This window comes from Amycolatopsis stemonae (genome assembly GCF_054781455.1).
This window is the reverse complement of the sequence record NZ_BAAGUJ010000026.1, coordinates 13,561-38,919: the sequence shown is the minus strand read 5'-3', so window position 1 is coordinate 38,919 and position 25,359 is coordinate 13,561. Positions and strand designations below refer to the sequence as shown.

Annotated in this window: 30 protein-coding genes; 17 read left to right on the top strand and 13 right to left on the bottom strand. The window is 72.0% G+C overall.

The genetic code is table 11. From position 1 onward, the window contains the following. Positions 1–178 precede the first annotated feature (178 nt). Positions 179–553, top strand: coding sequence for an STAS domain-containing protein (locus ACYVLJ_RS46035; protein WP_460443457.1), 375 nt, complete (start codon positions 179–181; stop codon positions 551–553). Here the strand turns inward: ACYVLJ_RS46035 and ctaD are convergent. After that, positions 545–2,257 (bottom strand): cytochrome c oxidase subunit I, encoded by a 1,713-nt coding sequence (gene ctaD, locus ACYVLJ_RS46030; protein WP_460443456.1) that lies wholly within the window; start codon positions 2,255–2,257, stop codon positions 545–547. The two genes, ACYVLJ_RS46035 and ctaD, sit on opposite strands and share 9 nt — an antisense overlap. An 82-nt stretch (positions 2,258–2,339) precedes the next feature. Continuing rightward, positions 2,340–3,302 (bottom strand): LLM class oxidoreductase, encoded by a 963-nt coding sequence (locus tag ACYVLJ_RS46025; protein WP_460443455.1) that lies wholly within the window; start codon positions 3,300–3,302, stop codon positions 2,340–2,342. A gap of 58 nt (positions 3,303–3,360) precedes the next feature. Between ACYVLJ_RS46025 and ACYVLJ_RS46020 the strand changes: the two genes are divergently transcribed. The 4 genes from ACYVLJ_RS46020 to ACYVLJ_RS46005 all read left to right on the top strand — a co-directional run bounded on the left by ACYVLJ_RS46020 (position 3,361) and on the right by ACYVLJ_RS46005 (position 5,293). Beyond that, positions 3,361–3,609, top strand: a complete 249-nt coding sequence (locus ACYVLJ_RS46020) for a hypothetical protein (protein WP_460443454.1) — start codon at positions 3,361–3,363, stop codon at positions 3,607–3,609. 54 nt (positions 3,610–3,663) lie between these two features. Further along, complete coding sequence (locus ACYVLJ_RS46015) at positions 3,664–3,993, top strand: plasmid stabilization protein (protein ID WP_451988433.1); 330 nt, start codon at positions 3,664–3,666, stop codon at positions 3,991–3,993. Positions 3,994–4,055: 62 nt separating this feature from the next. After that, positions 4,056–4,505, top strand: coding sequence for an ATP-binding protein (locus ACYVLJ_RS46010; protein WP_451988434.1), 450 nt, complete (start codon positions 4,056–4,058; stop codon positions 4,503–4,505). Continuing rightward, a complete protein-coding gene (locus ACYVLJ_RS46005) occupies positions 4,502–5,293 on the top strand; it encodes a SigB/SigF/SigG family RNA polymerase sigma factor (protein ID WP_460443453.1) in 792 nt (263 codons plus the stop codon). Before ACYVLJ_RS46010 ends, ACYVLJ_RS46005 begins: the two co-directional genes overlap by 4 nt. Positions 5,294–5,321: 28 nt before the next feature. On the opposite strand, the gene ACYVLJ_RS46000 is transcribed toward ACYVLJ_RS46005, so the two are convergent. After that, complete coding sequence (locus tag ACYVLJ_RS46000; RefSeq protein WP_460443452.1) at positions 5,322–6,839, bottom strand: CYTH and CHAD domain-containing protein; 1,518 nt, start codon at positions 6,837–6,839, stop codon at positions 5,322–5,324. Between the two features lie 125 nt (positions 6,840–6,964). Here ACYVLJ_RS46000 and ACYVLJ_RS45995 point away from each other — a divergent pair, with 125 nt between their 5' ends. Together ACYVLJ_RS45995 and ACYVLJ_RS45990 are read left to right on the top strand one after the other, a co-directional pair. Continuing rightward, on the top strand, positions 6,965–7,492 hold the full coding sequence (locus ACYVLJ_RS45995; protein WP_460443451.1) for a hemerythrin domain-containing protein: 528 nt from the start codon (positions 6,965–6,967) through the stop codon (positions 7,490–7,492). A gap of 68 nt (positions 7,493–7,560) precedes the next feature. After that, the gene (locus ACYVLJ_RS45990; protein WP_451988438.1) at positions 7,561–8,361 is read left to right on the top strand and encodes an ANTAR domain-containing protein; all 801 of its coding nucleotides are present in this window, start codon (positions 7,561–7,563) and stop codon (positions 8,359–8,361) included. 64 nt (positions 8,362–8,425) lie between these two features. On the opposite strand, the gene ACYVLJ_RS45985 is transcribed toward ACYVLJ_RS45990, so the two are convergent. The 3 genes from ACYVLJ_RS45985 to ACYVLJ_RS45975 form a co-directional block, all read right to left on the bottom strand. Further along, positions 8,426–8,893, bottom strand: a complete 468-nt coding sequence (locus ACYVLJ_RS45985; RefSeq protein WP_460443450.1) for a hypothetical protein — start codon at positions 8,891–8,893, stop codon at positions 8,426–8,428. Positions 8,894–8,963: 70 nt separating this feature from the next. Continuing rightward, positions 8,964–9,800, bottom strand: a complete 837-nt coding sequence (locus ACYVLJ_RS45980; RefSeq protein ID WP_451988440.1) for an aldo/keto reductase — start codon at positions 9,798–9,800, stop codon at positions 8,964–8,966. A 76-nt stretch (positions 9,801–9,876) separates the two neighbouring features. After that, positions 9,877–10,338 (bottom strand): SRPBCC family protein, encoded by a 462-nt coding sequence (locus ACYVLJ_RS45975; protein WP_451988441.1) that lies wholly within the window; start codon positions 10,336–10,338, stop codon positions 9,877–9,879. Between the two features lie 115 nt (positions 10,339–10,453). Between ACYVLJ_RS45975 and ACYVLJ_RS45970 the strand changes: the two genes are divergently transcribed. The 3 genes from ACYVLJ_RS45970 to ACYVLJ_RS45960 are packed head-to-tail and all read left to right on the top strand — an operon-like array spanning position 10,454 to position 11,432. After that, positions 10,454–10,867 carry a phage holin family protein gene (locus ACYVLJ_RS45970; RefSeq protein ID WP_460443449.1) on the top strand — a complete coding sequence of 138 codons (414 nt, stop codon included), beginning with the start codon at positions 10,454–10,456 and terminating at the stop codon, positions 10,865–10,867. Continuing rightward, positions 10,864–11,172, top strand: a complete 309-nt coding sequence (locus tag ACYVLJ_RS45965; RefSeq protein WP_451988443.1) for a DUF3618 domain-containing protein — start codon at positions 10,864–10,866, stop codon at positions 11,170–11,172. Before ACYVLJ_RS45970 ends, ACYVLJ_RS45965 begins: the two co-directional genes overlap by 4 nt. After that, complete coding sequence (locus ACYVLJ_RS45960) at positions 11,169–11,432, top strand: DUF4235 domain-containing protein (protein ID WP_451988444.1); 264 nt, start codon at positions 11,169–11,171, stop codon at positions 11,430–11,432. The genes ACYVLJ_RS45965 and ACYVLJ_RS45960 overlap by 4 nt, the downstream gene beginning before the upstream one ends. Positions 11,433–11,483: 51 nt before the next feature. Here ACYVLJ_RS45960 and ACYVLJ_RS45955 read toward each other — a convergent pair whose 3' ends face one another. After that, the gene (locus ACYVLJ_RS45955; protein ID WP_460443448.1) at positions 11,484–11,855 is read right to left on the bottom strand and encodes an STAS domain-containing protein; all 372 of its coding nucleotides are present in this window, start codon (positions 11,853–11,855) and stop codon (positions 11,484–11,486) included. 168 nt (positions 11,856–12,023) lie between these two features. Between ACYVLJ_RS45955 and ACYVLJ_RS45950 the strand changes: the two genes are divergently transcribed. From ACYVLJ_RS45950 to ACYVLJ_RS45935, 4 genes are read left to right on the top strand one after another with little or no spacing between them, the layout of a single operon-like run. Then, positions 12,024–13,313, top strand: a complete 1,290-nt coding sequence (locus ACYVLJ_RS45950) for an NAD(P)/FAD-dependent oxidoreductase (RefSeq protein ID WP_451988446.1) — start codon at positions 12,024–12,026, stop codon at positions 13,311–13,313. 11 nt (positions 13,314–13,324) lie between these two features. Next, positions 13,325–13,873 (top strand): hypothetical protein, encoded by a 549-nt coding sequence (locus ACYVLJ_RS45945; RefSeq protein WP_460443447.1) that lies wholly within the window; start codon positions 13,325–13,327, stop codon positions 13,871–13,873. Between the two features lie 29 nt (positions 13,874–13,902). Further along, positions 13,903–15,693 carry a pyruvate oxidase gene (locus ACYVLJ_RS45940; protein ID WP_460443446.1) on the top strand — a complete coding sequence of 597 codons (1,791 nt, stop codon included), beginning with the start codon at positions 13,903–13,905 and terminating at the stop codon, positions 15,691–15,693. 12 nt (positions 15,694–15,705) lie between these two features. Beyond that, on the top strand, positions 15,706–16,788 hold the full coding sequence (locus ACYVLJ_RS45935; RefSeq protein ID WP_460443445.1) for an Rv2629 family ribosome hibernation factor: 1,083 nt from the start codon (positions 15,706–15,708) through the stop codon (positions 16,786–16,788). Here the strand turns inward: ACYVLJ_RS45935 and ACYVLJ_RS45930 are convergent, their stop codons facing one another. From ACYVLJ_RS45930 to ACYVLJ_RS45915, 4 genes are read right to left on the bottom strand one after another with little or no spacing between them, the layout of a single operon-like run. Continuing rightward, positions 16,789–17,907 (bottom strand): muconate/chloromuconate family cycloisomerase, encoded by a 1,119-nt coding sequence (locus tag ACYVLJ_RS45930; RefSeq protein ID WP_460443444.1) that lies wholly within the window; start codon positions 17,905–17,907, stop codon positions 16,789–16,791. Positions 17,908–17,933: 26 nt separating this feature from the next. Then, positions 17,934–18,779: a catechol 1,2-dioxygenase gene (gene catA / locus ACYVLJ_RS45925; protein ID WP_460443443.1), complete on the bottom strand. Its 846-nt coding sequence runs from the start codon at positions 18,777–18,779 to the stop codon at positions 17,934–17,936. Positions 18,780–18,793: 14 nt separating this feature from the next. Continuing rightward, positions 18,794–20,350 (bottom strand): 4-hydroxyphenylacetate 3-hydroxylase family protein, encoded by a 1,557-nt coding sequence (locus tag ACYVLJ_RS45920; RefSeq protein WP_460443442.1) that lies wholly within the window; start codon positions 20,348–20,350, stop codon positions 18,794–18,796. Positions 20,351–20,369: 19 nt separating this feature from the next. Next, positions 20,370–20,930 carry a flavin reductase family protein gene (locus ACYVLJ_RS45915; RefSeq protein WP_451988453.1) on the bottom strand — a complete coding sequence of 187 codons (561 nt, stop codon included), beginning with the start codon at positions 20,928–20,930 and terminating at the stop codon, positions 20,370–20,372. Positions 20,931–21,043: 113 nt separating this feature from the next. On the opposite strand from ACYVLJ_RS45915, the gene ACYVLJ_RS45910 reads away from it, so the two are divergent. Continuing rightward, a complete protein-coding gene (locus ACYVLJ_RS45910; protein WP_460443441.1) occupies positions 21,044–21,838 on the top strand; it encodes an IclR family transcriptional regulator in 795 nt (264 codons plus the stop codon). Positions 21,839–21,841: 3 nt separating this feature from the next. On the opposite strand, the gene ACYVLJ_RS45905 is transcribed toward ACYVLJ_RS45910, so the two are convergent. Further along, entirely contained in the window at positions 21,842–22,036 is a 195-nt protein-coding gene (locus tag ACYVLJ_RS45905; protein WP_451988455.1) for a DUF2630 family protein, read from the bottom strand. 58 nt (positions 22,037–22,094) lie between these two features. Between ACYVLJ_RS45905 and ACYVLJ_RS45900 the strand changes: the two genes are divergently transcribed. After that, on the top strand, positions 22,095–23,090 hold the full coding sequence (locus ACYVLJ_RS45900) for a serine hydrolase domain-containing protein (protein WP_460443440.1): 996 nt from the start codon (positions 22,095–22,097) through the stop codon (positions 23,088–23,090). Here the strand turns inward: ACYVLJ_RS45900 and ACYVLJ_RS45895 are convergent. Further along, positions 23,074–23,970, bottom strand: coding sequence for a LysR family transcriptional regulator (locus ACYVLJ_RS45895; RefSeq protein ID WP_451988457.1), 897 nt, complete (start codon positions 23,968–23,970; stop codon positions 23,074–23,076). The genes ACYVLJ_RS45900 and ACYVLJ_RS45895 overlap by 17 nt on opposite strands. Positions 23,971–24,051: 81 nt before the next feature. On the opposite strand from ACYVLJ_RS45895, the gene ACYVLJ_RS45890 reads away from it, so the two are divergent. Further along, positions 24,052–25,350, top strand: coding sequence for a type III PLP-dependent enzyme domain-containing protein (locus ACYVLJ_RS45890; protein ID WP_460443439.1), 1,299 nt, complete (start codon positions 24,052–24,054; stop codon positions 25,348–25,350). The last annotated feature ends 9 nt before the right edge of the window (positions 25,351–25,359 follow it).

Sequence of the window (25,359 nt, the reverse complement as noted above, 5' to 3'; positions counted from 1 at the left end):
GGCGCGGGCACAAGCGGTCACCGCCCCGGCGCGCCCCTGCGCCCGTTCGGAGCAACGTCGGTTGCGGGCCGTGCGGACGTGGTTAGGCTCGAGTGACGGTTCAGCCCAGCAGCCGGCCTCGAACACCCCGAGCGCGGTGCCACCGGGCCCGCGCGGCGAAGGACGGCGGCGAACCGGCATGAAGGTCCCCCGACCACGAAACCCCTCCCTGCGGCTGCGCACGACGTGGCCCTCGCACGCGGTGCTCGTCACGGCCCGCGGCGACCTCGACACGGCGACGGCGGGCGACCTCGCCGCCCTGGTCTCGGACCGCCTGTGGGCGGCGCCGGCGCGGCTGGTCCTCGATCTGTCCGAAGTGGACTTCCTCGGCGTGGCGGGGGTGCGGACCCTGCTGCACGTGGCGCTGGAAGCCGAGCAGCGGCACACGGAACTGCTGGTGGTGGCCGGGCCGAACCCGTTCGTCCGGCGTGCCCTGCGCGTGACCGGGGCCGATCGGCGGCTCACGATCGCCGCCACGAGCGCGGAACCGGCCACCGCGGTGCCGTCAGTGTGACGCCGCGTGCCGGGCGGCGGCCCGCTTCGACCGGATGTGCCGCTCTTGCGCGAGCCGCGCCACCATCTCCGGGTGGTGCAGCTCGAACGCCGGCCGTTCGGAGCGGATCCGGGGCAGGTCCAGGAAGTTGTGGCGCGGCGGCGGGCACGTCGTCGCCCATTCGAGGGAGTTGCCGTAGCCCCACGGGTCGTCGACCAGCACCTGCTCCCCGTAGCGGTAGCTCTTCACCACGTTCCAGACGAACGGCAGCGTCGAGGCGCCCAAGAGGAACGCGCCGATCGTCGAGATCGTGTTCAGCGTCGTGAAGCCGTCGCTGGTCAGGTAGTCCGCGTAGCGCCGCGGCATGCCCTCCGCGCCCAGCCAGTGCTGGACGAGGAAGGTCGTGTGGAAGCCGATGAACGTCGTCCAGAAGTGCCACTTGCCGAGGCCCTCGTCGAGCATCCGGCCGGTCATCTTCGGGAACCAGAAGTAGATCCCGGCGAACGTGGCGAAGACGATCGTGCCGAACAGCACGTAGTGGAAGTGCGCCACGACGAAGTAGGAGTCGGTGACGTGGAAGTCCAGCGGCGGCGACGCCAGGATGACGCCGGTGAGGCCGCCGAACAGGAACGTCACCATGAAGCCGACCGACCACAGCATCGGCGTCTCGAAGGTCAGCTGCCCCTTCCACATCGTGCCGATCCAGTTGAAGAACTTGATCCCGGTCGGCACCGCGATCAGGAACGTCATGATCGAGAAGAACGGCAGCAGCACCGCGCCGGTGGCGAACATGTGGTGCGCCCAGACGACCGCCGACAGCCCGGTGATCCCCACAGTGGCGAACACCATCAGCCGGTACCCGTAGAGGGGTTTGCGGCTGAACACCGGCACGATCTCGGTGACGATCCCGAAGTACGGCAGCGCCACGATGTAGACCTCGGGGTGGCCGAAGAACCAGAACAGGTGCTGGAACATGATCGCCCCGCCGTTTTCGGGGTCGAACACGTGCGCGCCGAGCCGCCGGTCGGCCTCCAGCCCGAACAGGGCGGCCGTCAGGATCGGGAAGGCCAGCAGGATCAGGACGGCGGTGAACAGGATGTTCCAGGTGAAGATCGGCATCCGCCACATCGTCATCCCGGGCGCGCGCAGGCACACGATCGTGGTCACCATGTTGACGCCGCCGAGGATGGTGCCGAGCCCGGACACGATCAGGCCCATGATCCACAGGTCGCCGCCGACGCCCGGCGAGTGGATGGCGTTGGACAGCGGCGTGTAGGCCGTCCACCCGAAGTCCGGGGCGCCGCCCGGGGTGAGGAACGAGCTGATCACGACCAGCCCGCCGAACAGGTAGAGCCAGTAGGCGAACGCGTTGAGCCGGGGGAACGCGACGTCCGGCGCGCCGATCTGCAGCGGCAGGATGTAGTTGGCGAACGCGAACAGGTTCGGCGTCGCGTAGAGCAGCAGCATGATCGTGCCGTGCATGGTGAACAGCTGGTTGTACTGCTCCGGCGACAGGAACTGCAGCCCCGGCCGGGCCAGCTCGCCGCGCATCAGCAGCGCCATCGCGCCGCCCGCCATGAAGAAGGCGAACGACGTCACCAGGTACAGGATCCCGATCTGCTTCGGGTCGGTGGTGCGCAGCAGCGCGAGCAGCGTCCCGCCCTTCGGCCCGCGCCGCGCCACCGCCAGCGGGACGGCCCGCAGGGTCGGCTTCACGTCGGTCATCCGCCACTCCCGTCGCCGGACTTGCCGTACTGCGCGTCCTACTCCTGACGACCACGTCCCGTGCTCCCCCGAACGGGTGGATCTACTCGCGCAACGCCGGGAGCAGCTCCTTTTCGGCGAAGTCGAGGAAACCGTCCTGCTGGTCGCCGCCGATCTGGACCAGGGCGACGTCGGTGAAGCCCGCCTTCGCGAACTCGCGCACGCCCTCGACGATCGGCTCGACGTCCGGGCCGCACGGGATCGAGCCGGCGACGTCGTCTTCGCGGACGAACTGGGTGGCGCCCGCGAAACCGGACGGACCCGGCAGCTCCGCGTTGACCTTCCAGCCGCCGGCGAACCAGCGGAACTGCTCGTGCGCGCGCTTCACGGCGGCGTCGCGGTCGTGGCCCCAGGAGACCGGCAGCTGCGCGATCTTGCGGGTCGGCGGCCCGAGCCGGGTGGCGTCCCACTCCTGGGACAGGGCCATCTTCGGCTCGACGGCGATCATCGCGTCGGCCACCGGCGCGAACCGCTTGACCGACTGCGAACCGGACACCGCGACCCCGATCGGCGTCCGCTTCTCCGGCAGGTCCCACAGCTTCGCCGAATCGACGCGGAAGTGCTTGCCTTCGTAGTCGAAGTAGCCGCCGTCGAACAGGCCGCCGATGATCTGCAGGGCCTCGGCGAGCATGTCGTGCCGGACGTTCGCCGGCGGCCAGCCGCGGCCGACGACGTGCTCGTTGAGGTTCTCGCCCGCGCCGAGGCCGAGGGTGAACCGGCCGCCCGAAAGGGCCTGGACGGTCGCCGCCTTCTGCGCGACCACCGCCGGGTGGTAGCGCATGATCGGGCAGGTCACGTACGTCATCAGCTCCGCGCGCTCGGTGGCCTGCGTGACCGCGCCCAGTACGCTCCAGGCGTACGGCGCGTGCCCCTGTTCGGCCAGCCACGGCGAGTAGTGGTCGCTCATCACTTCGAAGTCGAACCCGGCCTGCTCCGCCCCGGCGGCGAACCGGACCAGCTCGTTCGGCCCCGCCTGCTCGGTCATCAGGGTGTAGCCGATGCGCATCGGCGCCTCCTCTCGTCGCGTTCCGCATACCCGCTCAGGGCGTGGGTAACCGACCGCCATGGGCGAACCCCGGCCCCTGGCGCGCAAGCTGATCGACGACCACCTCGTGGCGGGCGACCGGGACCGGATCTCCGCGGGCGACACGCTCGTCCTCGACGGCCTGCGCGACGCCCTCCCCGGCGGGGAGCTCACCGTCCGCAACACGACCCGGGACGAGGCGTACCGGGTGACGCACCGGCTCACCGAACGCCAGGTCGAGGCCGTCCTCGCCGGCGGGCGGATCCCGTGGCCGGCCGCCCGGCAGTGACGTTTACCGGGTGATCGATCGGGTACCCCGTCCCCGACGAGGAAGGAGCCGGTCATGCCCCAGTCCTGGAGCGGCAAGCGCGAACGCCAGTACGAGCACATCAAGGAGTCGGCCGAGGACCGCGGCGCGAGCACCGGACGCGCCGAGGAGATCGCGGCCCGGACGGTGAACAAGAACCGCGCGCGCTCGGGCGAGTCCCGGCAGGCCAGCAGGACGTCGATCCAGGACAAGTCCCCGCAGCAGCGCGGCGGCGAGCGGTCCGGCAACCGGAAGGGCCCGGGCGGGCCGACCAAGGACCAGCTCTACAACGAGGCGAAGAAGCGGAACATCGAAGGCCGCTCCTCGATGACCAAGAAGGAACTCGAACGGGCGCTGGGTCGGTGACGAAGCCGGAAACCCCTGATCACGAAGTGTCAGCGTTCGCCCAGATGGGTAGTACCCCCCGCATGGAAGAAATACGAAGCGAGGGCTCGCACGGCGGTAAACCGTCGCTGGACGAGCTGCTCGACGAACCGGTGGAGCTGCGGCTGCCCGCCATGGCGGAGCAGATCCCCCTGGTCCGGATGCTCACGCACGGCATCGTGTCGCGCGCGGACTTCGGCCTGGACGCCATCGCCGACGCCAAGATGGCCGTCGACGAGGCCTGCGCGCAGCTCGTGCAGCTGGCCGAGCTCGGCACCCAGCTGCACTGCCGGTTCCGGCACGCCGCCGACGGCCTGCACGTCATCGTCTCGACCCGCTCCACGGACCCGCGTCCGCCGAGCGACCGCACGTTCGGCTGGCACGTCCTCACCACGCTCAGCCGCTCCGTGACCGCGCACTGCGACGTCTTGCCGGGTGGAGGCGCGGGCATCGTCACCATCGAACTGGTGCTGAACCCGGGAACGAGCGAGTGAGCGGCGAGCGCAAGACCCTCCTCCACCGCCCGGACGAATACGCCCACTGCGAACCGCTGTTCGACGAGCTGGGGACGCTGGAACCCGACGACCCGCGGCGGGAGGTCGTCCGGGGCCGGCTCGTGACCGAGCTGCTCCCGCTCGCCGAGCACATCGCGACGCGGTTCTCCGGCCGGGGTGAACCCCGGGAAGACCTGGTCCAGGTGGCGCGCATCGGCCTGATCAACGCCGTCGACCGGTTCGACCCGACGCGCGGCCACGACTTCCTGTCCTTCGCCGTGCCGACGATCATGGGCGAGGTCCGGCGCCACTTCCGGGACACCGGCTGGTCGGTGCGGGTCCCGCGGCGGCTCAAGGAGCTGCACCTGTCCTTGAGCCAGGGTTCGGCGGTGCTGTCCCAGCGCCTGGGCCGCGCCCCGACGCCGACCGAGCTGGCCCAGCACCTGCAGCTGGACGTCGACGAGGTCCGCGAAGGGCTGCTGGCCGGCAACGCCTACCAGGCGCTGTCGGTCGACAAGCCGGTGCACGACGACGCCGAGGCGCTGTCGCTGGCGGACACCATGGGGGAACCCGACCACGAGATGGCCATGGTCGAGAACCACGAAGCCCTCCAGCCGCTGTTGAAGGAGCTGCCGGCGCGCGAGCGCGCGATCCTGGTCATGCGGTTCTTCGGCGGGCTCACCCAGACCCAGATCGCCGACCGCGTCGGCATTTCCCAGATGCACGTCTCCCGGCTGCTTTCGCAGACGCTGGAGCAGCTCCGCGGAAAGCTCACCGGCGAAGGCTAGGACCGGCCGGTCCCAGCCTTCGCCGGACTCAGCGGAGCCAGCCGGGCCGGCGGCCCTTCCCGAGCCGCCGCCACTGGCCCGCGAACGTCTCCCGCAGCTTCTCCGCCGTGTGGGCGTCCTGCGCGTACAGCATCCCGAACGTGAACGTGTTCTGGCCTTCGCCGTGTCCGGCGATGGCGAGGTGGTGCAGGACGTCCCGGCCGACCACGGTGTCCTGGTGCTCGCCCAGCGTGCGCTGGACGGCCCTGACGTTCTTGCGCCACTCGCGCAGCTTCTCGCCGTACACCGGCCGCACCGTGTCGGCCGCGTAGCGTGCCCGCTTCGCCTTCTTGCGGACCTCGTGCAAGGCCGTCTCGCGCTCTTCGCCTTCCAGGCCCTTCGCGGCCGCCTCGGCGCGACGCAGCTTCTTGGCGGCCTTGCGCACCGGCTTGCGCAGGGCGTCCTTCGCGGGCTTGCGCGCCTTCGCGGTCAGCGGCGGCTCCTCGACCACGGTGTCCAGGGCCCGCAGCAGGTCCCGGTACCGCTTGCCGGTCAGCGCCGCCATCGCGCGAGTACGCCCTTCTTCGGCCTCGCGGGCGAAGTACCGCGTCAGGTACTGGCGCAGCGGCCCGAACACGAGCTCCGCCGGGAGACCGTCGAGCTGCTCGTGCAGCCGTTCCTCACTGACCTCCGCGTCCCGCGCCGGCGCGAGCTCCCGGCCGAGCCACTTCAGCTCGGCGGCGAGCGGCGCGGTCGCGTCCTTGTCCACAATGGACCCGAAGGTGCGGAGCGCGCTGCGGAGCTTGCGCGTCGCGACGCGCATCTGGTGCACGGAGTCCTCGACGTCCAGCCGCACCCCGACGTCCGCCCGGCGCAACCGGGCGTAGTGCTCGCGCAACGCGGCCAGCACGACCTCACCCGCCGTCGGCTTCTTGCGCTCGCGCGGGGGCGCCGGGACGCGGTCGCCGATCAGGCGCCGCAGCTTCGAGGGCCACGGCGAGGCCGAGGCACCGGCTTCGCCGAGCGCCCGGTCGAGTTCGTCGAGCAGCGCGGGTTCGGTCCCGGGGTCGAGCTCCAGCTCCAGCTCGCGCCACTCGTCGAGCCGCGCGGTCTCGCCGCCCGCCTCGCCGGTCACGTGGTCGTCGGTGAGGGTCGCGACCGTCCGGCCGGCGCCGTCGGCCAGGCGGTGGGCGAACCGGTCGGTGCGCAGGTGCGCGATCGGCACCAGCTTCTCCCCCAGCGTGTACGCGCGCACGAGCCGCCGCAGCTGTTTCGGGACCTTGTTCGGTTCGCCGCCCAGCGGCAGCTGGATCTCCTGCCGCTCGTCGGCGGAGACGGGCAGCTTGAGGTGCCAGCCGGCGTCGTGCCCGCCGACGCGCCGCCGGAGCGTGATGCCGCCGCGGGCGAGCCGGAAGGTCCCGGTGTCGTAGTAGGACGCGTCGAGGATCTGCTCGACCGGGTCGTCCTGGGTTTCGACGCCCGCGACGCCGACGAGCCGGGGCACTCCGCTGCCCGCGACGATCTCGTACTTGCGCTCGCGCTCGGTCACCGACGACGGCGCTGCCATGGTCATCCTCCTTGGGGGCCGGTTCTGCCGCACGGATACCCGGACGGCCCCCGGCCGACACGGGATTCGGCGCGCGAGCAGCGGGTATCCGACCGGGAAATCCCGAGTCCGGACCAGGAGCGTGCATGAACGGCAGCCAGCCCGCAACCGACCTGACCACCGTGCTCGCCGGCGACCACCGGGAGCTGGACCGGCTGTGCACCGAGCTCGAGCTCGGCCAGGGCAGCCCCGAGAACCGCAAGGACCTCGCCGACCACCTGGTCGCGCAGCTGGTGCGCCACGCCGTCGCCGAAGAGTCCTTTGTCGACGGCGAAGGCGACCTCGCCGAGGCCGAGCGGGTCATGCGGCAGCTCGAGGCCGCGGGCCCCCAGGAGCCGCGGTTCGAGCGGCTGCTGGGCGCGGTGATCCGCGCCGTGCGCCGGCACGTCCGCGACGAAGGCCCGGCGGCGGTGCGCCAGGTCCGGCTCACGTGTTCCCCCGAGCGGCGGACGGAGCTCGGCCGGCAGGTCCTCGATGCCCGGGACGCGGCGCCGCGGCTGCCGCACCCGGACCTGGCCGACCGGCTGCCGCAGGCCGACCAGCTGTGGCCGGGACCGGGCCTGGTCGACCGCGTGCGGGCCGCGTTGCGTCGCGAAGCCGACACACCCGGTTGACGGTGGTGCGGGCGAGCTCCGGCGCGGGTTGAATGGAGGCCTGACCGGAGCGGAGGACGACGAGAAGCATGACCATCGGCGAAGACGAATGGGCCCGGGACCGAGCACGGTTCGGGCAGCCCGGTGACCACCACGCGGGTCCCCTGGCGCGGCAGTTCGCCGAGCTCACCCGGACCCTGCTCGACGTCACCCCGACCGTCGGCGGGGTGCTGCGGCTCGTCGTCGGCGCCGCGAGCGCGATCATCCCGGACGCCGACCTGGTCAGCGTCACCATGCGGGAACCGGACGGCCGCTACCACACGCCGGTGGAGACCGACCCCGTCGCGGTGCGGATCGACGAGCTGCAGTACGAGCACGGCGAAGGCCCGTGCGTCGAGTCGTCCCGCCCGGACGGCCCGGCTCTCGCCTGGTCGCAGGACCTCGCGCGCGACCCGCGCTGGCCGTCGTTCGGCCCGGGTGCGGCCGAGCACGGCTACCACGCGGTCCTGGCCACCGCCCTGCTCCCGGACGCCGGCCCGACCGGCCGGTCGGGGGCGCTCAACGTCTACTCCAGCCGGCCGGGCGCGTTCGACGCGCGGGCCATCGACCTGGCGCTGCTGCTGACGACCCACGCGTCGCTGGCGCTGGCCCACACCGAGGCGGTGGCCGCGGCCGAGCTGGAGACGGCGCACCTGCGCCGCGCGGTCGACAGCCGCGACGTCATCGGCCAGGCGAAGGGCATCCTGATGCAGCGCCGCGGCATCACCGCCGACGAAGCCTTCGACGTGCTGCGCCGCACGTCCCAGGACCTCAACGTCAAGCTGGCCGACCTGGCGCGCACCCTCGCGACCCGGCACACCGAGATCGACCTCCCGGTCTCCGACCACTGACCCCGGACACGGCCGAGGGCGGCACCTTCCGGTGGGAAAGTGCCGCCCTCGCCACGCGTTCGGCTCAGGTGGCCGTGTAGGGGTAACGGTCTTCGATCGACGGGCTCGCGGCCGGGTAACGGCCTTCCTGCCCCGGCACCGGCGTCACGGTCGTGCCCTGCTGTTCGGGCTCGACACGCTGGCGGCCGCCGCGCTGGACGACCGCTTCGACCTCCTGCTCGCCGCGGATGCGGGCCAGCGCGGCGATCGTGATGGCGTGGGCCAGCGCGAGGATCAGCAGCAGCACGCCGAGGCGCGCGACGACGCCCGGCAGGTCGCTGCCGCCCATGTCGATGGTCGAGACGAGCGCCAGCACGCCCAGCGTCGCCAGGTGGAACAACACCGTGACGAGCCGGGTCATCGAAGCGCCGGCCGCGGGGTCGCCGTAGGAGTTCTCGAGGTAACGGCGGCCGCTGCGGTAGATGATCTGCCCGTCTATCAGGACCAGCGCCACTCCGATCGCGAGAAACGACAGGTACGCGTTGGTGGACATGCCGGACGCTCCTTCCTGGGGGACCTCTCCGGGGGAAATACCCGGGAGGTCGCGCACGGAAACGCGGTCGTCACCCGGTGAACGTGTCCGGGTCGGGGCCGGTGCGCCTGCCGTCGTCGAGTTTTCCGATCGCCGTCATGTCTTCGTCGTCCAGCTCGAAGCCGAACACATCGATGTTCTGCCGGATCCGCTCCGGCGACGCCGACTTCGGGAACACGATGTTCCCGAGCTGGATGTGCCAGCGCAGCACCACCTGCGCGGCGGTCCGGCCGTGCTTTTCCGCCAGGTCGGCCAGGACCGGGTCGTCGAGGACTTCCCCCTGGGCCAACGGGCTCCACGCTTCCGTGGCGATGCCGTGCGCCCGGTGGTAGGCACGCAGCTCCGTCTGCTGCAGCGCCGGGTGCAGCTCGATCTGGTTGACCGCGGGCACCGTCGCGGTCTCTTCGGCGAGCCGGTCGAGGTGCGCGGGCTGGAAGTTGGAGACGCCGATCGCGCGGGCCTTGCCCGCCCGCAGGATCTCTTCGAAGCCTTCCCAGGTCCGGACGTAACTGTCCCTGTCCGGCAACGGCCAGTGGATCAGGTACAGGTCCACGTAGTCGAAGCCGAGCCGGCGCAGGCTGCCTTCGAGCGCGGTGATGGCGTTGTCGTGGCCGTGCGCGTCGTTCGCCAGCTTCGTGGTGACGAACACCTCTTCCCGTGCGAGCCCCGACTCCGCGACGCCCGCGCCGACCCCCTCCTCGTTCCGGTACATCTGGGCCGTGTCGATGTGGCGGTAGCCGGCGTCGAGCGCGGTCCGCACGGCCCCGGCGGTCTTCTCCGGCGGGATCTGGAACACGCCGAACCCGAACTGCGGGATCCGCACGCCGTTGTTCAGCTCGATCGTGGGGACTTCGGCTGTGGTGGTCATGCTGGCGGCCTACCCGAGGCCCGTGGACGCGAAACACGGCGGGACGGTGCCCGCCCCGCCGTGTCACCCACGTGAGTTACCGGCCCGGCCGGTCCACGTCACCGCGCCAGCTGCCGCTCTCGTGGCCGCGCTGTTCGATGAACTCCTTGAAGCGCTTGAGATCGCCCTTCACGCGGCGGTCGAGGACGCCGAGCTTGTCGGCGACGTTCTCGGCGAAGCCCTCGGGGTCGATGTCCATCTGGGCGGTCACCCGGGTGTGGGCGTCGTCGAGCCGGTGGAACGTGATCACGCCCGCGTGGTCCGGACCGGAGTCCGACGTCCAGGCGACCCGCTCGTCGGGGTGCTGCTCGGTGATCGTCGCGTCGAATTCGCGCGTCACGCCACCGAACCGCGTCACCCAGTGGGTGTGGGTGGCGTCCGTCTGGCGGATCTCTTCCACACCCTCCATGAACTTCGGGAACTCCTCGAACTGCGTCCACTGGTTGTACGCCGTCGAAACGGGGACTTCCACGTCCACGATTTCGGTGATCGTGCTCATGCACTCCTCCTCGTCGGTGGGAACACTGCGGCTACCCGGGCTCGGACCGGTCAAACCCGGCGTGGTTGGCGACGGCGACGCCGGGTACACGGAGAGTCAGACAAGGAGGTGTTCCGTGATCGAAGAAGTGAACCGAAAGCCCGCCGCCGACCGGCCGGTCGGCGAGCTGGTCAACGACCTGACCGCCGAGGTCAAGCGGCTCGTGCGGGACGAGATGCGGCTCGCGGTGTTCGAACTGCAGCGCAAGGGGAAGAAGATGGGCCTCGGTGCCGGGCTGTTCGGCGCGGCGGGCCTGTTCGCGCTGTTCGGCGCCGGCACGCTGGTCGCGGCCGCCGTGCTGGCGCTGGCGCTGGTGGTCCCCGGCTGGCTGGCCGCGGTGATCGTCGCGGTCGCGCTGTTCGTGGTCGCCGGGATCTCGGCGCTCGTCGGCAAGAAGGAAGTCAAGCAGGGGGTTCCGCCGGTGCCCGAAGAAGCCATCGGCGGGGTCCGCGAAGACGTCGACACCGTGAAACAGGGAGTGCGCTCATGAACGGGGACTTCCCCAAGGACGCCGAAGAGGCGCGGCTCGACCGGGACACCACCCGGCAAGAGCTGACGGAGACCCTGGAAGCGCTCGGGCAGAAGCTCGACGTGAAGACCCGGGTCAAGGAGAACGTCGACGAAAAGCTCGACCAGGCGACGGCGAAGGTCGCCGACGTGACGAACGAGCCGACCGCGGTGAAGTTCCGCCAGGGCGCCGACGTCGTCCGGAGCAACCCGGTGCCGGTCTTCGCCGGCGTGCTGGGCCTGCTGGTCGTGATCCGCCTGATCCTGCGCCGGAGGAACGCATCGTGAACAAGGTCGTGTACAAGCCGCTGAGCTGGGTGATCGGCGCCCTGGGCGGGGTGCTCGCCGGCCAGGCCTTCAAGCAGGTCTGGAAGCGCGTGGCGGGCGAAGAAGACGCGCCCGACGCCACCGACCGCGACTACACCTGGCAGCAGGTGATCATCGCGGCGGCGGTGCAGGGCGCGATCTTCGCCGCGGTCAAGGCCGCGACCGAGCGGGCGGGCGCCGTCGGCTACCGCAAGGCCACCGGGGAGTGGCCCGACGACTGAGCCGGCGGCGTCAGTCCACAGTGGACGGCCGGGGGCGGGACCGCCGTGCGGTCACGCCTCCCGGCCGGGCTCGGGCACCGGGGTCAGCTCGGCGATCGCCCCGCCGAGGCGGGGGTGGATCTCCAGCAGCCGGTCGGCGCCGGTGGCCTCCAGCGAACGCGAGACGGCGTGCCCGGAGACGACGACGGCGCACCGGGCGCGCGCGTGCGCGTCCAGCAGCGAGCGGACGCCCGCGCAGCTGAGGAAGGCCACCCGGCTGAGGTCGACGACCAGCCGCTCGCCCGTGGCGAGGGCTTCGTCTAGCGTGCCCACCGTGGCCGCGTCGACGTCACCCACCAAAGTGATGACGCGGATGCCGCCCGGCCGTTCCACGGTGGTGAAGGTCAAGCCCGACGGTTCTTCGATCGTGCGAAAGCAGTGCATTGCGCTCCCTAATACGCAGAGTTCAGGGGCGCTGACCGGAGCACGTGTCTGAACAACAGCCAACACCCCTGACCGTACGCCCCTGCGCCCACAGGTCAACCCCGCGGGTTTCCCGGCCCCGAACTCGGGTAATCGGCGGAGACGGCCATCCGGCCCGGAAGGAGATCCATGCGTGTCCTGATCGTCGGCGGCGGCTTCGCCGGATATCACGCCGCGAAGAGCCTGCGCAAAGAAGCCGGTGAAGACGTCGAAATCGTCGTGCTCAACCCGACCGACTACTTCCTTTACCTGCCGCTCCTGCCCGAGGTCGCGGCCGGCATCCTCGACCCCCGGCGGGTGACCGTGTCGATCCCGGACACGCTGCCGGGCGTCCGGCTGGTGCTCGGCACGGCGACCGGGGTCGACTTCGACGCCCGCGACGTCACGTACACCGATCCGGAGGACCAGGAGCACCGGATCCGCTACGACCGGCTGGTGCTCGCCGCGGGCAGCGTCAACAAGCTGCTGCCCATCCCGGGTGTGCCGGAGTACGCGCACGGGTTCCGCGGCGTGCCCGAAGCCCTGTACCTGCGCGACCACATCACGCGCCAGATCGAGCTGGCCGCCGCGACCGAAGACCCCGCCGAACGCGACGCGCGCTGCACGTTCGTCGTCGTCGGCGCCGGCTACACCGGTACCGAGGTGGCCGCGCAGGGGCCGGCGTTCACCGACGCCCTCGTCGCGCGCCACCCCGAGCTGACCGGGCAGAAGGTCCGCTGGCTGCTGCTGGACGTCGCCGAGCGCGTGCTGCCCGAGCTGAGCAAGCGGCTCGGGCGGACCGCCGACGAGGTGCTGCGCGCCCGCGGGGTCGAAGTGCTGATGAAGACCTCGGTCGACCACGCCGACACCAAGGGCGTCACGCTGACCACCGGCGAGGCGGTGCCGACCCGCACTCTCATGTGGTGCGTCGGCGTGCGGCCGGACCCGCTGGTGGCCGACCTGGGGCTCGAAACGGCGAAGGGCCGGCTGGTCGTCACCGAACGGCTGAACGTGCCCGGCCGGGACGACGTGTTCGCCGCCGGGGACGCGGCGGCCGTCCCCGACCTCACCCGCCCCGGCGAGTACACCGCGATGACCGCGCAGCACGCCGAGCGCCAGGGCAAGCTCGCCGGCCGCAACGTCGCGGCGTCGCTCGGGTACGGCACGCCGGGCACCTACCGCCACCACGACCTCGGCTTCGTCGTCGACCTCGGCGCGGGCGCCGCCGCGGCGAACCCGCTGCACATCCCGCTGTCCGGCCTCCCGGCCAAGGCGGTGACGCGCGCGTACCACCTGTTCGCCATGCCGGGCAACCGCGTCCGCACGGCCGCCGACTGGATCTTGGAGCGCCTCGCCGGCCGCCAGACCGTCCAGCTGGGACTGGTCCGCTCCGGCTCGGTGCCCCTCGACACCGACTCCCCCGAACTACCCCGCCACTGAGAGGACTTCCGATGCCCGCCGAACCACTGCGGTCCGCAGGCCCGTCCGTCGTCACGGCGGGCGACCCGGCCGGGCCCAAGGTCATCGTCCTGGACCCGGCCGGCGCCGCGAAGCACGGCGAGCTGCCCGCCACCTGGCGGCCGCTCGCCGACCGGCGCGGGATCTTCTGGTGCCGCGTGCCCGCCGGCGGGGCCCTCTCCGAAGCCGACGACCTGATGGGTGACGCCGGTCCCGGTGAACCGGAGATCACCGTCGTGGCGAGCGGCCCGTTCGCGGCGGACGCCCTGCAGCTCGTCGAACGCCACCCGGGCGCGGCCGCGCGGCTGCTGCTGGTCGATCCGGCCTCCGACGCCTTCCTCCCCTCCGGCGACGCCGAACAGGCCAACGAAAACTGGCTGGGCGAGCACGACGAGGTCGTGTCGCGGGTGCGCGAGACGGGCACGGACGTGCGGTTGATCGCGTCGACCACCGAGCGCCCGGACGACCGGGTGCCCCCGCCGCTGCCCCTGGGCCACCCGGACGTGGTCGCGGCGGTGCGGACGGTGCTCGGCGACGTTTAGCGTGCCGGCACGGGCGGTAACCGCCGGGCATGAGCGACACCGTTGCGGACCACCTGCTGGCCAGACTGCGTGAATGGGACGTCGACCAGGTCTTCGCCTACCCCGGGGACGGGATCAACGGCCTCGTCACCGCGTTCGGGAAGGCGGATGACTCGCCCCGGTTCGTCCAAACGCGACACGAGGAGATGGCCGCCTTCGCCGCCGTCGGCTACGCGAAGTTCAGCGGCAGGCCCGGCGTGTGCATGGCGACCTCCGGCCCCGGCGCGATCCACCTGCTCAACGGCCTCTACGACGCGAAGCTCGACCACGTCCCGGTCGTCGCGATCGTCGGGCAGACCGCGCGCAGCGCGATGGGCGGCAGCTACCAGCAGGAAGTCGACCTGCAGGCGCTGTTCAAGGACGTCGCGAGCGAGTACCTCGTCGAGGTCAACGTGCCCGAGCAGCTGCCGAACGCGCTCGACCGGGCGATCCGGACGGCCATCGCGCAGCGGGCACCCACCGCCGTGATCATCCCGGCCGACCTGCAGGAAGAACCGTACGAAGCGCCGAAGCACGCGTTCAAGCACGTGCCCTCAAGCCCGCCGTTCCACCCGCGGGCGAGCGTCGTGCCGCCCGCCGACGAGCTCGCGCGCGCCGCCGCGGTGATCAACGCCGGCGAGCGGGTCGCCGTGCTCGTCGGCCAGGGCGCCCGCAACGCCGTCACCGAGCTGCGCGAGCTGGCCGACCTGACCGGTGCGGGGATCGCGAAGGCGTTGCTGGGCAAGGACGTCCTGCCCGACGACCTGCCGTACGTGACCGGCTCGATCGGCCTGCTCGGCACCCGGCCCAGCTACGAGCTGATGCGCGACTGCGACACGCTGGTCATCATCGGCTCCGGCTTCCCGTACTCCCAGTTCCTGCCGGAGTTCGGGCAGGCCCGGGCGGTCCAGATCGACGTCGACGCGCGGTTCCTCGGCCTGCGCTACCCCACCGAGGTGAACCTGCTCGGCGACGCCAAGGCCACCCTCGAGCGGCTACTGCCCTTGCTCGAGCGCAAGACCGACACGTCGTGGCAGGGCAAGATCGCGCACAACGTCACCGAGTGGAACGAGACCGTCGAACGGCAGGCGATGCTGACCGCGGACCCGGTCAACCCGATGCGGATCGTGCACGAGCTGTCCGAGCGGATCCCCGACGACGCGATCGTCACCGCCGACTCCGGCTCGGCCACCAACTGGTACGCCCGCAACCTGCGGATCCGCGGCCGGATGCGCGCGTCGCTGTCCGGCACGCTGGCCACCATGGGCCCGGCGGTGCCGTACGCGATCGGCGCGAAGTTCGCCCACCCGGACCGCCCGGTCGTCGCGCTGACCGGTGACGGCGCCATGCAGATGAACGGCATGGCGGAGCTGCTCACCATCGCCCGCTACCGCGAGCGGTGGGCCGATCAGCGGCTGGTCGTCTGCGTCTTCCACAACGGCGACCTCAACCAGGTCACCTGGGAGCTGCGCGCGATGGGCGGGGCGCCGAAGTTCGAGCAGTCCCAGTCACTGCCCGAAGTGTCCTATGCGGACTTCGCGCGCGGCATCGGCTTGCGCGGCATCCCGGTCGACGACCCCGACCAGCTCGGCGACGCGTGGACCGCGGCGCTCGGCTCCGGCGTGCCGACCGTGCTCGACGTCCGGTGCGACCCCGAGGTGCCGCCGATCCCGCCGCACGCCACGACCGAACAGCTGAAGTCGATGACCGAAGCGGTGCTCAAGGGCGACCCGAACGCCTGGCACCTGGTCACCCAGGGCATCAAGACGAAACTGCAGGAGCTCCTGCCGACCCACCGCTGAAGGGAGTCCACTGTGGACACATCCGCGTTGCGCGATCTGACCACGGCCGGCGGGCCGTTCGCGTCCGTGCACTTCGACGAGTCGCACGACACGGAGGACGCCGCGAAACAGCTCGAACTCCGGTTGAAGGAGGTCGAAGCGGCCCTGAGCGACCAGCACGCCGACCAGGCGACGATCGACGCCGTCCTGCGGGCCGCACGCGACCGCGAGCCGCCCGTCGGCAAGGCCGGCCGCAGCATCGTCGCCGCGCACGGCTCGGTCCTGCTCGACCGGCGGCTGGCCGCACCGCCGCCGTCCCAGGTGGCGCGCTTCTCCGCGTTGCCGTACCTGCTGCCCCTCGCCACGCACGAAGCCGACACCCTGCCCTATCTCGTCGTCGTCACCGACCAGGTGGGCGCCGATGTCACCGAGCACGGCCGCGGCGCGCCGCACACCGAGACGATCGACGGCGAAGATCCGCCCGCGGTCCAGGGTGGCAGCGGTCCCGACCACCGCGAGAAGCAGATCGGCGAGACCGCCCGTCAGAACCTCGACGCGGTCGCCCAGCACGTCGCCAAGGCCGCCGAACGCATTCGTGCCGAAGTGGTCTTCCTGGCCGGCGAAGTGCAGGCCCGCAGCACGCTCCACGAACGGCTGCCGGAGGCGGTCCGCCGGATCACCACCGAGGTCGAGGGCGCCAGCCGCGCCCCGGGTTCGTCGCGCGACGAGCTGGACCGGCAGGTCCACGAGGTGCTGGCCGGCCGTCGGCTCGCCGGTCTCGACGACGTCGCCGAGACGTTCCGGGCGGAGTCCGGCCGCGAGTCCGGGCTGGCCGTCAGCGGTCTCGAAGCCGTGGCCACGGCGCTGAACGAGGCGAACGTGGCCACGCTGCTGGTGGGCTCGCCGGGCGACACCTCGGTGTTCACCGGCCCGGAGCCGGCGCAGGTGGCCGTGGGCAAGGCCGGCCTGCAGGCCCTGGGCGTGCCCGAACCGGAGGAACACCGGGCCGACGAGGCGATCCCGTTCGCGGCGGTCGCCACCGGAGCGGACGTCGTGGTCCTGGACGAGCGCCTCGAGCTCTGGGAAGGCTTCGGCGCCCTGCTGCGGCACGCCTGATCACGACCGCCGAAGACGGCGGACCGCACCTTCGTCGAGCTCCACGCCGAGGCCGGGGCCGTCGGGCAGGTGCAGTTCGCCGTCTTCGTAGCGCAGCGGCGTGGTCAGGAGTTCGTCGCTCATCAGCAGCGGGCCGAACAGCTCGCTCCCCCAGGTCACCGCCGGCGCGGTGCAGGCCAGCTGGAGCGACGCCGCCGTGCCGACCGGGCTTTCGATGGAAGTCCCCGCGTGGCAGGGGATTCCCGCGGCGGCGGCGACCTCCGCGATCGCCCGCGTCGCCCGGAGGCCACCGGACTTCGTCGTCTTGAGGGAGAACACGTCGGCGGCGCGCAGGCGCGCCAGCCGCAGCGCGTCGCCGGGGGTGCGGAGGCTTTCGTCCGCCATCACCGGGATCGGCAGCGCGTGGTTGATCTCGGCGAGCGCCTCCACCTCCGCGCCCGGCACCGGCTGCTCGACCAGGTCGACGCCCGCGTCCGCCAGCCGGGGCAGGTACTTCAGCGACGTCAGCAGGTCCCAGCGCGCGTTGAGGTCCACCCGCACGCTCGCCACGCCGACGAGCTTCTCGGCCACCGCGCAGACTCGTGCGACGTCGTCGGCCGGGTCGAGGGCGCCCATCTTGAGCTTGAAGCTGCGGTGCCCGGCGTCGAGCTTCGCGAGGGCTTCGTCGGCCACGACCGGCGCCGGCTCGGTGCCCAGCGCCCAGGTCACCGGCACCGACCGCCGCGCGAGACCGCCCAGCAGCGTGTGCACCGGCACCCCGAGCGCGCGGGCCCAGGCGTCGTGCAACGCCACCTCCACCGCCGCCTTCGCGTAGAGGTTGGCCGCGACGACGTCGCCGAGATCACGCAGGATCCCGGCGACGTCGTCCACCCGGCGGCCGAGCAGGACCGGCGTGAAGTAGCGCTCCACGACGAGCCGCATGGTCTCCACCGACTCGCCGCCCCACCACGGCCCGCCCGGCACCACGCCCTCACCGACGCCGACGGCGCCGCCGCGGGTGCTGACGAACACCAGCAGCACCGGCTGCGCGGCCATGCCGGTGCGGGCGAAGCGGTGCGGACGGCGCAGCGGCACGTCCAGCAGCACCGTCTCGACACGCTCGATCCCCAGGTCGGTCATCGCTCCTCGTTTCGGCTGAAGGGACGTCAGGCGCGTTCGAGCACGAAGTCGTACGTCGCGCGCAGCCGGCCGTCCTCCCCCGGCCGCGGGTCGAGCACGAGCTCCGGCTTGGTGGCTTCGGCGACGTCGCTGTCGAGCCACTCCCCGCCCTGGAAGTAGAGCTGCGTGGTGATCGTGCGGTACCCGGGCGCGCGCACCATGAGGTGCAGGTGCGCCGGGCGCCACGCGTGCCAGCCGGCCGCCGCGATCAGCTTGCCGGTCGGCCCGTCGGTCGGGATCCGGTACGGCGCGGGCCGCACCGTGGTGATCTCGAACCGGCCCTGCCCGTCGCTCACGACGACGCCGCGCAGGTTGCCGTCCGGGATGTCCGGGGCGAAGCCGGAGTAGTAGCCGTCGTCGTCGGCGTGCCAGATGTCCAGCTCCGCCGCGGCGACCGGGGTTCCGTCGGTGTCGCGCACCTGACCGGTGAAGACGAGCGGGGTGCCCTTCTCGTCCGAGCGCATCGGCAGCGCCGACTGCCACGGCAGTTTCTCCTGGCCCGGCAGGTAGTACGGGCCCTGGATGCTGCCCTTGGTCCCGTCCTGGGTGCGCGCCGCGACCTCCTCGACGACGTGCTCGACGAAGACGTCCAGGAACAGCGGCCATTCGCCGCCCTCGCCGACGTCCATCAGCCACTGCTTCGCGGCCTGGAACTCCGGGTAGGTGACGTCGTGCTCGCGGATGGCCTGGTGCACGCCGAGCAGGACGGCGCGGGCGACTTCGTCGACCCGCTCCGGCGGCACCTCCCGGGTCTCGCGGGTGGCGGCGCGGAAGGCCTGGCTGGCGGAGCTGCCCGAGCCCGCCGCGGTGGGTGCGTGGTCGGTGGTGGTCATCTTCGGTCCTCCGCTCAGCGGGAAAGGGAGGTGGCGCCGGGGTTGTAGAGGTCGGGGACGGTCCAGCCGTCGAGGTCATACTCGGCCATGCACTGCTCGGCGAAGCCCTTCATCGCCTCGGCCGAGCCGGACTGCTGCGCGGCGAAGAGCAGTTCGGCGCGCACGCCTTCGTGGTTGCCGGAGTAGTTGCGCTCGTAGAGCTCGTGGCGGCCGCCGAACTCGCTGCCGATCGAGTCCCAGATCAGCTTCATGAGCTTGACGCGCTCGACGGAGTCGTAGCCGTTCGAGCCGCGGACGTACTGGTCGAGGTACGGCCGGATCTCGGGTGAGGAGAAGTCCTTCGCCGACGACGGCAGGTAGATCAGCGCGGACCCGAGGTCCTGCAGGATGATCTCGCGGATGCGCGGGTAGCCCAGCGTCATGAACCAGCGGTAGGCCAGGCCGTAGTCCAGGTGCGGCAGGACCGCGCCGTTCTTCCACTCGTCCGGGTTCGCGGCCATCGCGTCGGACAGCGCCCAGAACATGTTGCGCCAGCCGATGACCTCGCCGACGCGGGTCTGGATGCCGCGGAAGTCCTTGGTGCCGGTGACTTCCACGCCCTTCATCAGCAGCCCGGCGATGAAGTCGAGCTTGACGGCCAGCCGCGCGACGCCGTGGAAGGTGAAGCGGTGCAGGAAGCCCGAGCCCGGGAAGAAGGTGCTCGCCTTTTCGGCGTCGCCGTAGATGAAGACGTTCTCCCAGGGGATCTTCACCTTGTCGAGGATGAAGATCGTGTCGTTCTCGTCGAACCGGCTCGACAGCGGGTAGTCGAACGGGCCCGACGTCGCGTCCGCGACGTTCGAGTAGGAGTTGCGGCAGATCAGCTTCATCCCCGGCGCGCCCATCGGCACCGTGCAGACCAGCGCGAACTCGCGTTTCTTGATCGGCAGGCCGTAGTGGGCGATGAAGTTGTAGTTGGTGATCGCGGAGCCGGTCGCGACGACCTTGGCGCCGGAGACGATCAGGCCGTCGTCGCGCTCCTCCTCGACGTGGATGAACAGGTCCTTGACGTCGTCGGGGTTGCGGTCGCGGTCCACCGGCGGGTTGATGATCGCGTGGTTCCAGTACAGGACCTTTTCCTGCGACTCGGTGTACCAGCGCCGGGCGTTGTCCGCGAACGGCTCGTAGAAGTCGGAGTTCGCGCCCAGCGTGCCGAGGAACGCGGCCTTGTAGTCCGGGCTGCGGCCCATCCAGCCGTAGGTCATCCGCGCCCACGCGACGATCGCGTCGCGGTCGGCGAACAAGTCCGCGCGGGACTTCGGCGTGCGGAAGAACGGGTGGGTGAAGCCGCTGCTGCCGGTGTCGGTCGGTGCGGTGAGCACGGACTGCTGCTCCGGGTCGTGCAGGGCGTCGTAGAGCCGCGCGGTCATCCGCACCGAGTTGCGGAACGCGGGGTGCGTGGTGACGTCGTCGACCTTGTCGCCGTAGATGAACACTTCGCGGCCGTCGCGGATGGACTCGACGTACTCGTCGCCGGTCATCGGCCGGGTGGTGCGCACCGCGGCGGGTGCGTCCTGCTCTTGGATGGTCATCGGGCAAACCCTTCGTCGGTTACTGAGAAGCGGCGGTGAGCGGGGCGAAGTCGGCGGCCGAGCCGAACCAGCCGAGGTCGGGGCAGTCGACCGAGGCCGACCAGTGGGCGTGGCCGCGCGGGCCGAGTTCGCGGAACCCGCCGGCGAAGAACAGCAACGGGTCGGCGTCGCTGGTTTCCAGGTGCTCGACCTCGCCGACGACGATGAGGTGGTCACCGCCGTCGTAGAGGCGCCACGGGCGGCACGAGATCGTGGCCGCCGTGCCGGTCAGCACCGGCGCCACCACGCCCTCGGCCCAGTCCGGCGCCCGGTCCTGCGGGCGGCCGGCGAAGTGCCACGCCGTGTCGAGCTGGTCGGCGGCGAGGACGTTGACCGCGAACGGCGCGCCGTCCAGGTAGCGGCAGGCCTTCGACCGCCGCGTCAGCGTCACCTGGCACAGGGCCGGCTCCAGCGAGACGGCGGTGAACGCGTTCACCGTCGCGCCGTGGGGCTCGCCCCGCTCGTTGCGGCACGTCACGACGGTGACGCCGGTGGCGAACCGGCCGAAGGCGTCGCGGACTTGGCGCTGGTCGAGCGTCATTGCTCTTCCCTCCTGTACGCTGTGCGTACATGATGAACGCTATGCGGACACGGTAAGGAGAGTCCCCCGGCGCGTCCGCATTGTCAAGACGGCGGGTACGGGAGGATGACGGGATGGAGACCGACCGCGACTTCATCCAGAGCATCGAGCGGGGCTTCGCCGTGCTGATGGCGTTCGACGCCGAGCGCGCGAACCCGACGCTCGCCGAGCTCGCCACCGCGACCGGCCTCTCCCGTCCCGCGGTGCGGCGGATCCTGCTCACGCTGCAGCGGCTCGGGTACGTCCGCGGCGACGGCCCGCGCTGGTCCCTGACCCCGCGCGTGCTGAGCATCGGCCAGCACTACTCGGCGTCGCACGGGATGATCGAAACCGCCCAGCCGCGGCTGCTGAGCCTCGCCGAAGAGACCGGCGAGTCGGCGTCACTGGCCGCTTTGGACGGCGCGGAGGTCGTCTACATCGCGCGCGTGCCGGTGCGGCGGATCATGAGCATCAACGTCTCCATCGGCACGCGCGTGCCGGCCCACGCGACGTCGATGGGCCGGGTGCTGCTGGCCTGGGCGCCACCGGCGCTGGTCGACGAGGTGGTGGCAGCCGGGCTGCCGCGCTTCACGGCCCGGACCGTCACCTGCGAGGCCGACTTCCGCAAGGCGCTGCGGACGGTCCAGGACCAGGGCTGGTCCCTGGTCGACGAGGAACTCGAAGACGGATTGCTGTCGGTCTCGGCGCCGGTGCGGGACGCGAGCGGCGCGGTCGTGGCCGCGCTGGCGTCCTCGACGTCGAGCGGGCGTTCGGACGTCGAGAAGTTGCGCCGGGAGGTGGTGCCGCTGGTGGTCCGGACAGCGGACCGGATCAGCGCCGACCTCGGCCACCGCGTCACGCCGGGCAGCGGGCGCGAAGGGTTCTTCTGAGCCTCAGTCGTCGTCGAAGACGGACAACGCCCGGCGGCGGTGCAGCAGCTCGACCGCCGCGTCGAGCTGGCGGTCGAGGTCCTTGAGGCGGCCGCGCTCGGCCGGGGTCAGCCCGCCGTGGTGGAGGCCTTCTCTGCGGAGCCGGTGCTCTTCGTCGATCAGGTCGGCGATGCGGTCGGTGATTTCGCGCGTGGCCATGGGAAAATTCCCTTCGGGTCCAGCGGCCAGTTTACGCCTCGCGGGTACCCTCGCCGGGGTGATCGAAGCCTCCGGCCTGGTGCGCGCCCGGGGCGCGCGGGCGAGCCTGTGCGTGCTGCGGGACGGCCGGGTGGTGTGCGACACGAGCGTCGGCGGCCCGCCGGACGCGTTGTTCTGGATCTTCTCGGCGAGCAAGCCGTTCGTCGCGCTGCTGGTCCACGAGCTGGCGGCCCGCGCCGTCCTGGACCTGGACACGCCGGTGGCGCACTACTGGCCGGAGTTCGCCGGCGGCGGAAAGGGCTCGGTGACGGTCCGGCAGGTGCTGCAGCACCGGTCGGGCTTCGCGACGGCCCGCGGCTTCGCCCTCGACGCGGTGACCATGACCGACTGGCCGCGCGCGATCCGCGCGATCGAGCGCGCGCCGCTGCGGTGGGCGCCCGGCGCGGTCGCCGCGTACCAGCCGATCGTGTTCGGCCACATCCTCGGCGAGCTGGTCCGCCGCGTCACCGGCGTCCCGGCGGACTCGCTGCTTTCCTCGGAGTTCCTGGAGCCGCTGGAGCTTTCCGACACCTACCTCGGGCTTCCGGCGTCCCTGTGGCCGCGGCACGTGCCGATCCGCGGCCGGGGGCTCGGCGGCCCGCTGACCGCCCGGGTGGTGAACCGCCGGGCCGTCCGCCGCGCGGTGATCCCGGCGGCGGGCATCTCGACGACGGCCCGCGACCTCGCGCGCTTCTACCAGGCGTTGCTGGACGGCTTCTCGCCCGCGGCGGTCGCGGAGGCCCGCCGGCCGTCGGGCGACGCGGTCGTCGACCGGACGATCGGCACGCGGATCCGCTGGGCCCAGGGCTTCCAGCTCGGCGGCGTCGGCCGCCCGATGGGCTCGCTCAGCGCGCGGGAGACGTTCGGGCACAACGGCAGCAACTGCTGCATCGCCTGGGCGGACCCCGGCCGCCGGGTCGTGTTCGCGTACCTGACGGACCGGATCGTCTCGGGCCACAGTGCGGCGGCCCACCTGGGCGAAGTGGCGGACGCGGTCCTCAAGGCCTGCGGCTGAGCCGGTCTGCCGCAGCCAGGTCCACGAACGCGCGGACCACCGGCGAAGGTGTCCCTGCCCGCCAGGCCAGGCCGAGGTCGATCCGCGGCACCGGGTCCTCCAGCCGCCGCAACGCCACCCCGCGACGTCGCAGCCCGCGCGCGCGGTGCTCCGGGACCGCCGCGATGCCCGCCCCCTCCGCGACCGCGCGCATCAGCTGCTCGTCCTCCGGCTCTTCGCGCACGATCGGCGGTACTCCCTCCGGCCAGACCTGCGCGCTGATCGCGTCGTACTGGCCGGGCCCGTTCTCGCGCGGCCAGAACACCACCGGCTCCGAGGCGATCCACGTCCGCCGGAGCCGTCCGCGCCGCCGGGCCAGGGCGTGGCCGGACGGCACCGCGATCAGCACCTCTTCCGAGCCGACCACCGCGGTCTCGACGCCCGGGAAGTCCACCGGCGGCCGCACGAACCCGACGTCGATCTCGCCCGCCGCCAGCCGGGCCAGGTTCAAGCTCGTCCAGCCCGTCTCCAGCTCCAGCGCGACGTCCGGGAACGCCGCGCGGTAGGCCGCCACCAGGTCGCCGGCCAGCGGACCGGGTGCCGAGCGCGTGTAGGCGATCCGGAGCCGGCCGGCGTCGCCGCGGCCCGCCGCCGCGATCACGCCGCGGGCCCGGTCCAACCGCGAAAGCAGCTCTCGCGCCTCCGCCGCGGCGACCCGGCCCGCCTCCGTCAGCGCGAAGCGCGGACCCGACCGGTCGAGCAGCGCCACCCCCAGCTCCGCCTCGAACGCCCGGATCTGCTGGCTCAGCGACGGTTGCGACACGAACAGCCGCGCGGCCGCCCGGGTGAAGTGCATCTCCTCGGCGAGCACGGCGAAGTAGTGCCATCGGCGCAGGTCCACCCAGCCACTATAGGACCGGCCTATAGATCGAGAGGGACCAAGTCTTGGACCGCCCGGCGGCGCCGAACCGAGACTGGGACCGTGAACCGCACCGATCGCAAGCTCCGTGCCCTCTCCGCCGCCGCGGACCGGAACCTCCTCGACCCGATGGCCGGGTTCGTCGACCTGGCCGGTCTCCGGGAAGCCGTCGAGGACCTGACCAAGGCGTTCGCCCCGCTCGGACGCGTGCAGCACACCGTCGCCGCCAAGGCGTGCGGCCTCGCGCCGGTCCTGCGGTTCCTCGGCGACCTCGGGATCGACGCCGAGGTCGCGAGCCCCGGCGAGACGGCCGTCGCCGAAGCCGCGGGCCTGCGCGGGGCCCGGCTGGTGCTCGACTCCCCCGCCAAGACCGCCGCCGAGCTGGAGCACGCCTTGGCCGAGGGCACCGCGGTCAACGCCGACAACTTCCAGGAGCTCGACCGCCTCGACGCGCTCGTCGGCGAGCACCCGCGTTCGGTGCTCGGCCTGCGGATCAACCCCCAGATCGGGGCCGGCCGGATCGGCGACACCAGCACCGCGACCACGACCTCGAAGTTCGGCGTCCCGTTGCGGGACAACCGGAATCGCGTCATCGAAGCCGTCACGCGACGGCCGTGGCTGACCCGGCTGCACGTCCACGTCGGCTCGCAAGGCTGCCCGCCGGAGCTGATGGCCGAGGGCGTCGCCGCGGTCCACGACCTCGCCGAGCGGATCAATGCCGAAGCCGGGTACCGGCAGATCACCAGCCTCGACCTCGGTGGCGGGCTGCCGGTCGACTTCACCTCCGAGGACGCCGGCCCGACCCACGCCGACTACGTCGCGACGCTCTTGACGAAGGTCCCGGCCCTCGCCGACGGCGACTACGGGTTCGTCACGGAGTTCGGCCGGTCCCTGCTGGCCAAGAACGGGTTCCTGGTCAGCAGGGTCGAGTACACGAAGGTCGCGGGCGGGCGGCCCATCGCCGTGACGCACGCGGGTGCGCAGGTGGCGGCCCGGACCGTGCTCCAGCCGGAGCACTGGCCGCTGCGGCTGACCGCGCTCGGCGCGGACGGCACGCCGAAGACCGGGCCCGAGGTGGCGCAGGACGTCGCCGGCCCGCTGTGCTTCGCGGGCGACCTCCTGGCGAAGGAACGGCCGTTGCCGCTGCTGGAGCCCGGCGACCTCGTCGTCGCGCACGACACCGGCGCGTACTACTTCGGCGCGCACTACGCCTACAACACGCTGCCGCGCCCGGCCGTGCACGGCTTCACCGTGTCCGAGCGCGGAGACGTCGAGTTCACCCCGATCCGGCGCGCGCAGACCGTCGCCGAGCTGGTCGGGGACGCGGGTGGCGAATACGTCGGAGCGCTCCCGGCGGCGTGATCCGCGGCG

Excerpts from the sequence above, each read along its gene's own strand:
- ACYVLJ_RS46035 (WP_460443457.1), top strand. The coding sequence starts at position 179 with ATGAAGGTCCCCCGACCACGAAACCCCTCCCTGCGGCTGCGCACGACG.
- ctaD (WP_460443456.1), bottom strand. The coding sequence starts at position 2,257 with ATGACCGACGTGAAGCCGACCCTGCGGGCCGTCCCGCTGGCGGTGGCG.
- ACYVLJ_RS46025 (WP_460443455.1), bottom strand. The coding sequence starts at position 3,302 with ATGCGCATCGGCTACACCCTGATGACCGAGCAGGCGGGGCCGAACGAG.
- ACYVLJ_RS46020 (WP_460443454.1), top strand. The coding sequence starts at position 3,361 with ATGGGCGAACCCCGGCCCCTGGCGCGCAAGCTGATCGACGACCACCTC.
- ACYVLJ_RS46015 (WP_451988433.1), top strand. The coding sequence starts at position 3,664 with ATGCCCCAGTCCTGGAGCGGCAAGCGCGAACGCCAGTACGAGCACATC.
- ACYVLJ_RS46010 (WP_451988434.1), top strand. The coding sequence starts at position 4,056 with ATGGAAGAAATACGAAGCGAGGGCTCGCACGGCGGTAAACCGTCGCTG.
- ACYVLJ_RS46000 (WP_460443452.1), bottom strand. The coding sequence starts at position 6,839 with ATGGCAGCGCCGTCGTCGGTGACCGAGCGCGAGCGCAAGTACGAGATC.
- ACYVLJ_RS45995 (WP_460443451.1), top strand. The coding sequence starts at position 6,965 with ATGAACGGCAGCCAGCCCGCAACCGACCTGACCACCGTGCTCGCCGGC.
- ACYVLJ_RS45990 (WP_451988438.1), top strand. The coding sequence starts at position 7,561 with ATGACCATCGGCGAAGACGAATGGGCCCGGGACCGAGCACGGTTCGGG.
- ACYVLJ_RS45985 (WP_460443450.1), bottom strand. The coding sequence starts at position 8,893 with ATGTCCACCAACGCGTACCTGTCGTTTCTCGCGATCGGAGTGGCGCTG.
- ACYVLJ_RS45980 (WP_451988440.1), bottom strand. The coding sequence starts at position 9,800 with ATGACCACCACAGCCGAAGTCCCCACGATCGAGCTGAACAACGGCGTG.
- ACYVLJ_RS45975 (WP_451988441.1), bottom strand. The coding sequence starts at position 10,338 with ATGAGCACGATCACCGAAATCGTGGACGTGGAAGTCCCCGTTTCGACG.
- ACYVLJ_RS45965 (WP_451988443.1), top strand. The coding sequence starts at position 10,864 with ATGAACGGGGACTTCCCCAAGGACGCCGAAGAGGCGCGGCTCGACCGG.
- ACYVLJ_RS45955 (WP_460443448.1), bottom strand. The coding sequence starts at position 11,855 with ATGCACTGCTTTCGCACGATCGAAGAACCGTCGGGCTTGACCTTCACC.
- ACYVLJ_RS45950 (WP_451988446.1), top strand. The coding sequence starts at position 12,024 with ATGCGTGTCCTGATCGTCGGCGGCGGCTTCGCCGGATATCACGCCGCG.
- ACYVLJ_RS45945 (WP_460443447.1), top strand. The coding sequence starts at position 13,325 with ATGCCCGCCGAACCACTGCGGTCCGCAGGCCCGTCCGTCGTCACGGCG.
- ACYVLJ_RS45940 (WP_460443446.1), top strand. The coding sequence starts at position 13,903 with ATGAGCGACACCGTTGCGGACCACCTGCTGGCCAGACTGCGTGAATGG.
- ACYVLJ_RS45930 (WP_460443444.1), bottom strand. The coding sequence starts at position 17,907 with ATGACCGACCTGGGGATCGAGCGTGTCGAGACGGTGCTGCTGGACGTG.
- catA (WP_460443443.1), bottom strand. The coding sequence starts at position 18,779 with ATGACCACCACCGACCACGCACCCACCGCGGCGGGCTCGGGCAGCTCC.
- ACYVLJ_RS45920 (WP_460443442.1), bottom strand. The coding sequence starts at position 20,350 with ATGACCATCCAAGAGCAGGACGCACCCGCCGCGGTGCGCACCACCCGG.
- ACYVLJ_RS45915 (WP_451988453.1), bottom strand. The coding sequence starts at position 20,930 with ATGACGCTCGACCAGCGCCAAGTCCGCGACGCCTTCGGCCGGTTCGCC.
- ACYVLJ_RS45910 (WP_460443441.1), top strand. The coding sequence starts at position 21,044 with ATGGAGACCGACCGCGACTTCATCCAGAGCATCGAGCGGGGCTTCGCC.
- ACYVLJ_RS45905 (WP_451988455.1), bottom strand. The coding sequence starts at position 22,036 with ATGGCCACGCGCGAAATCACCGACCGCATCGCCGACCTGATCGACGAA.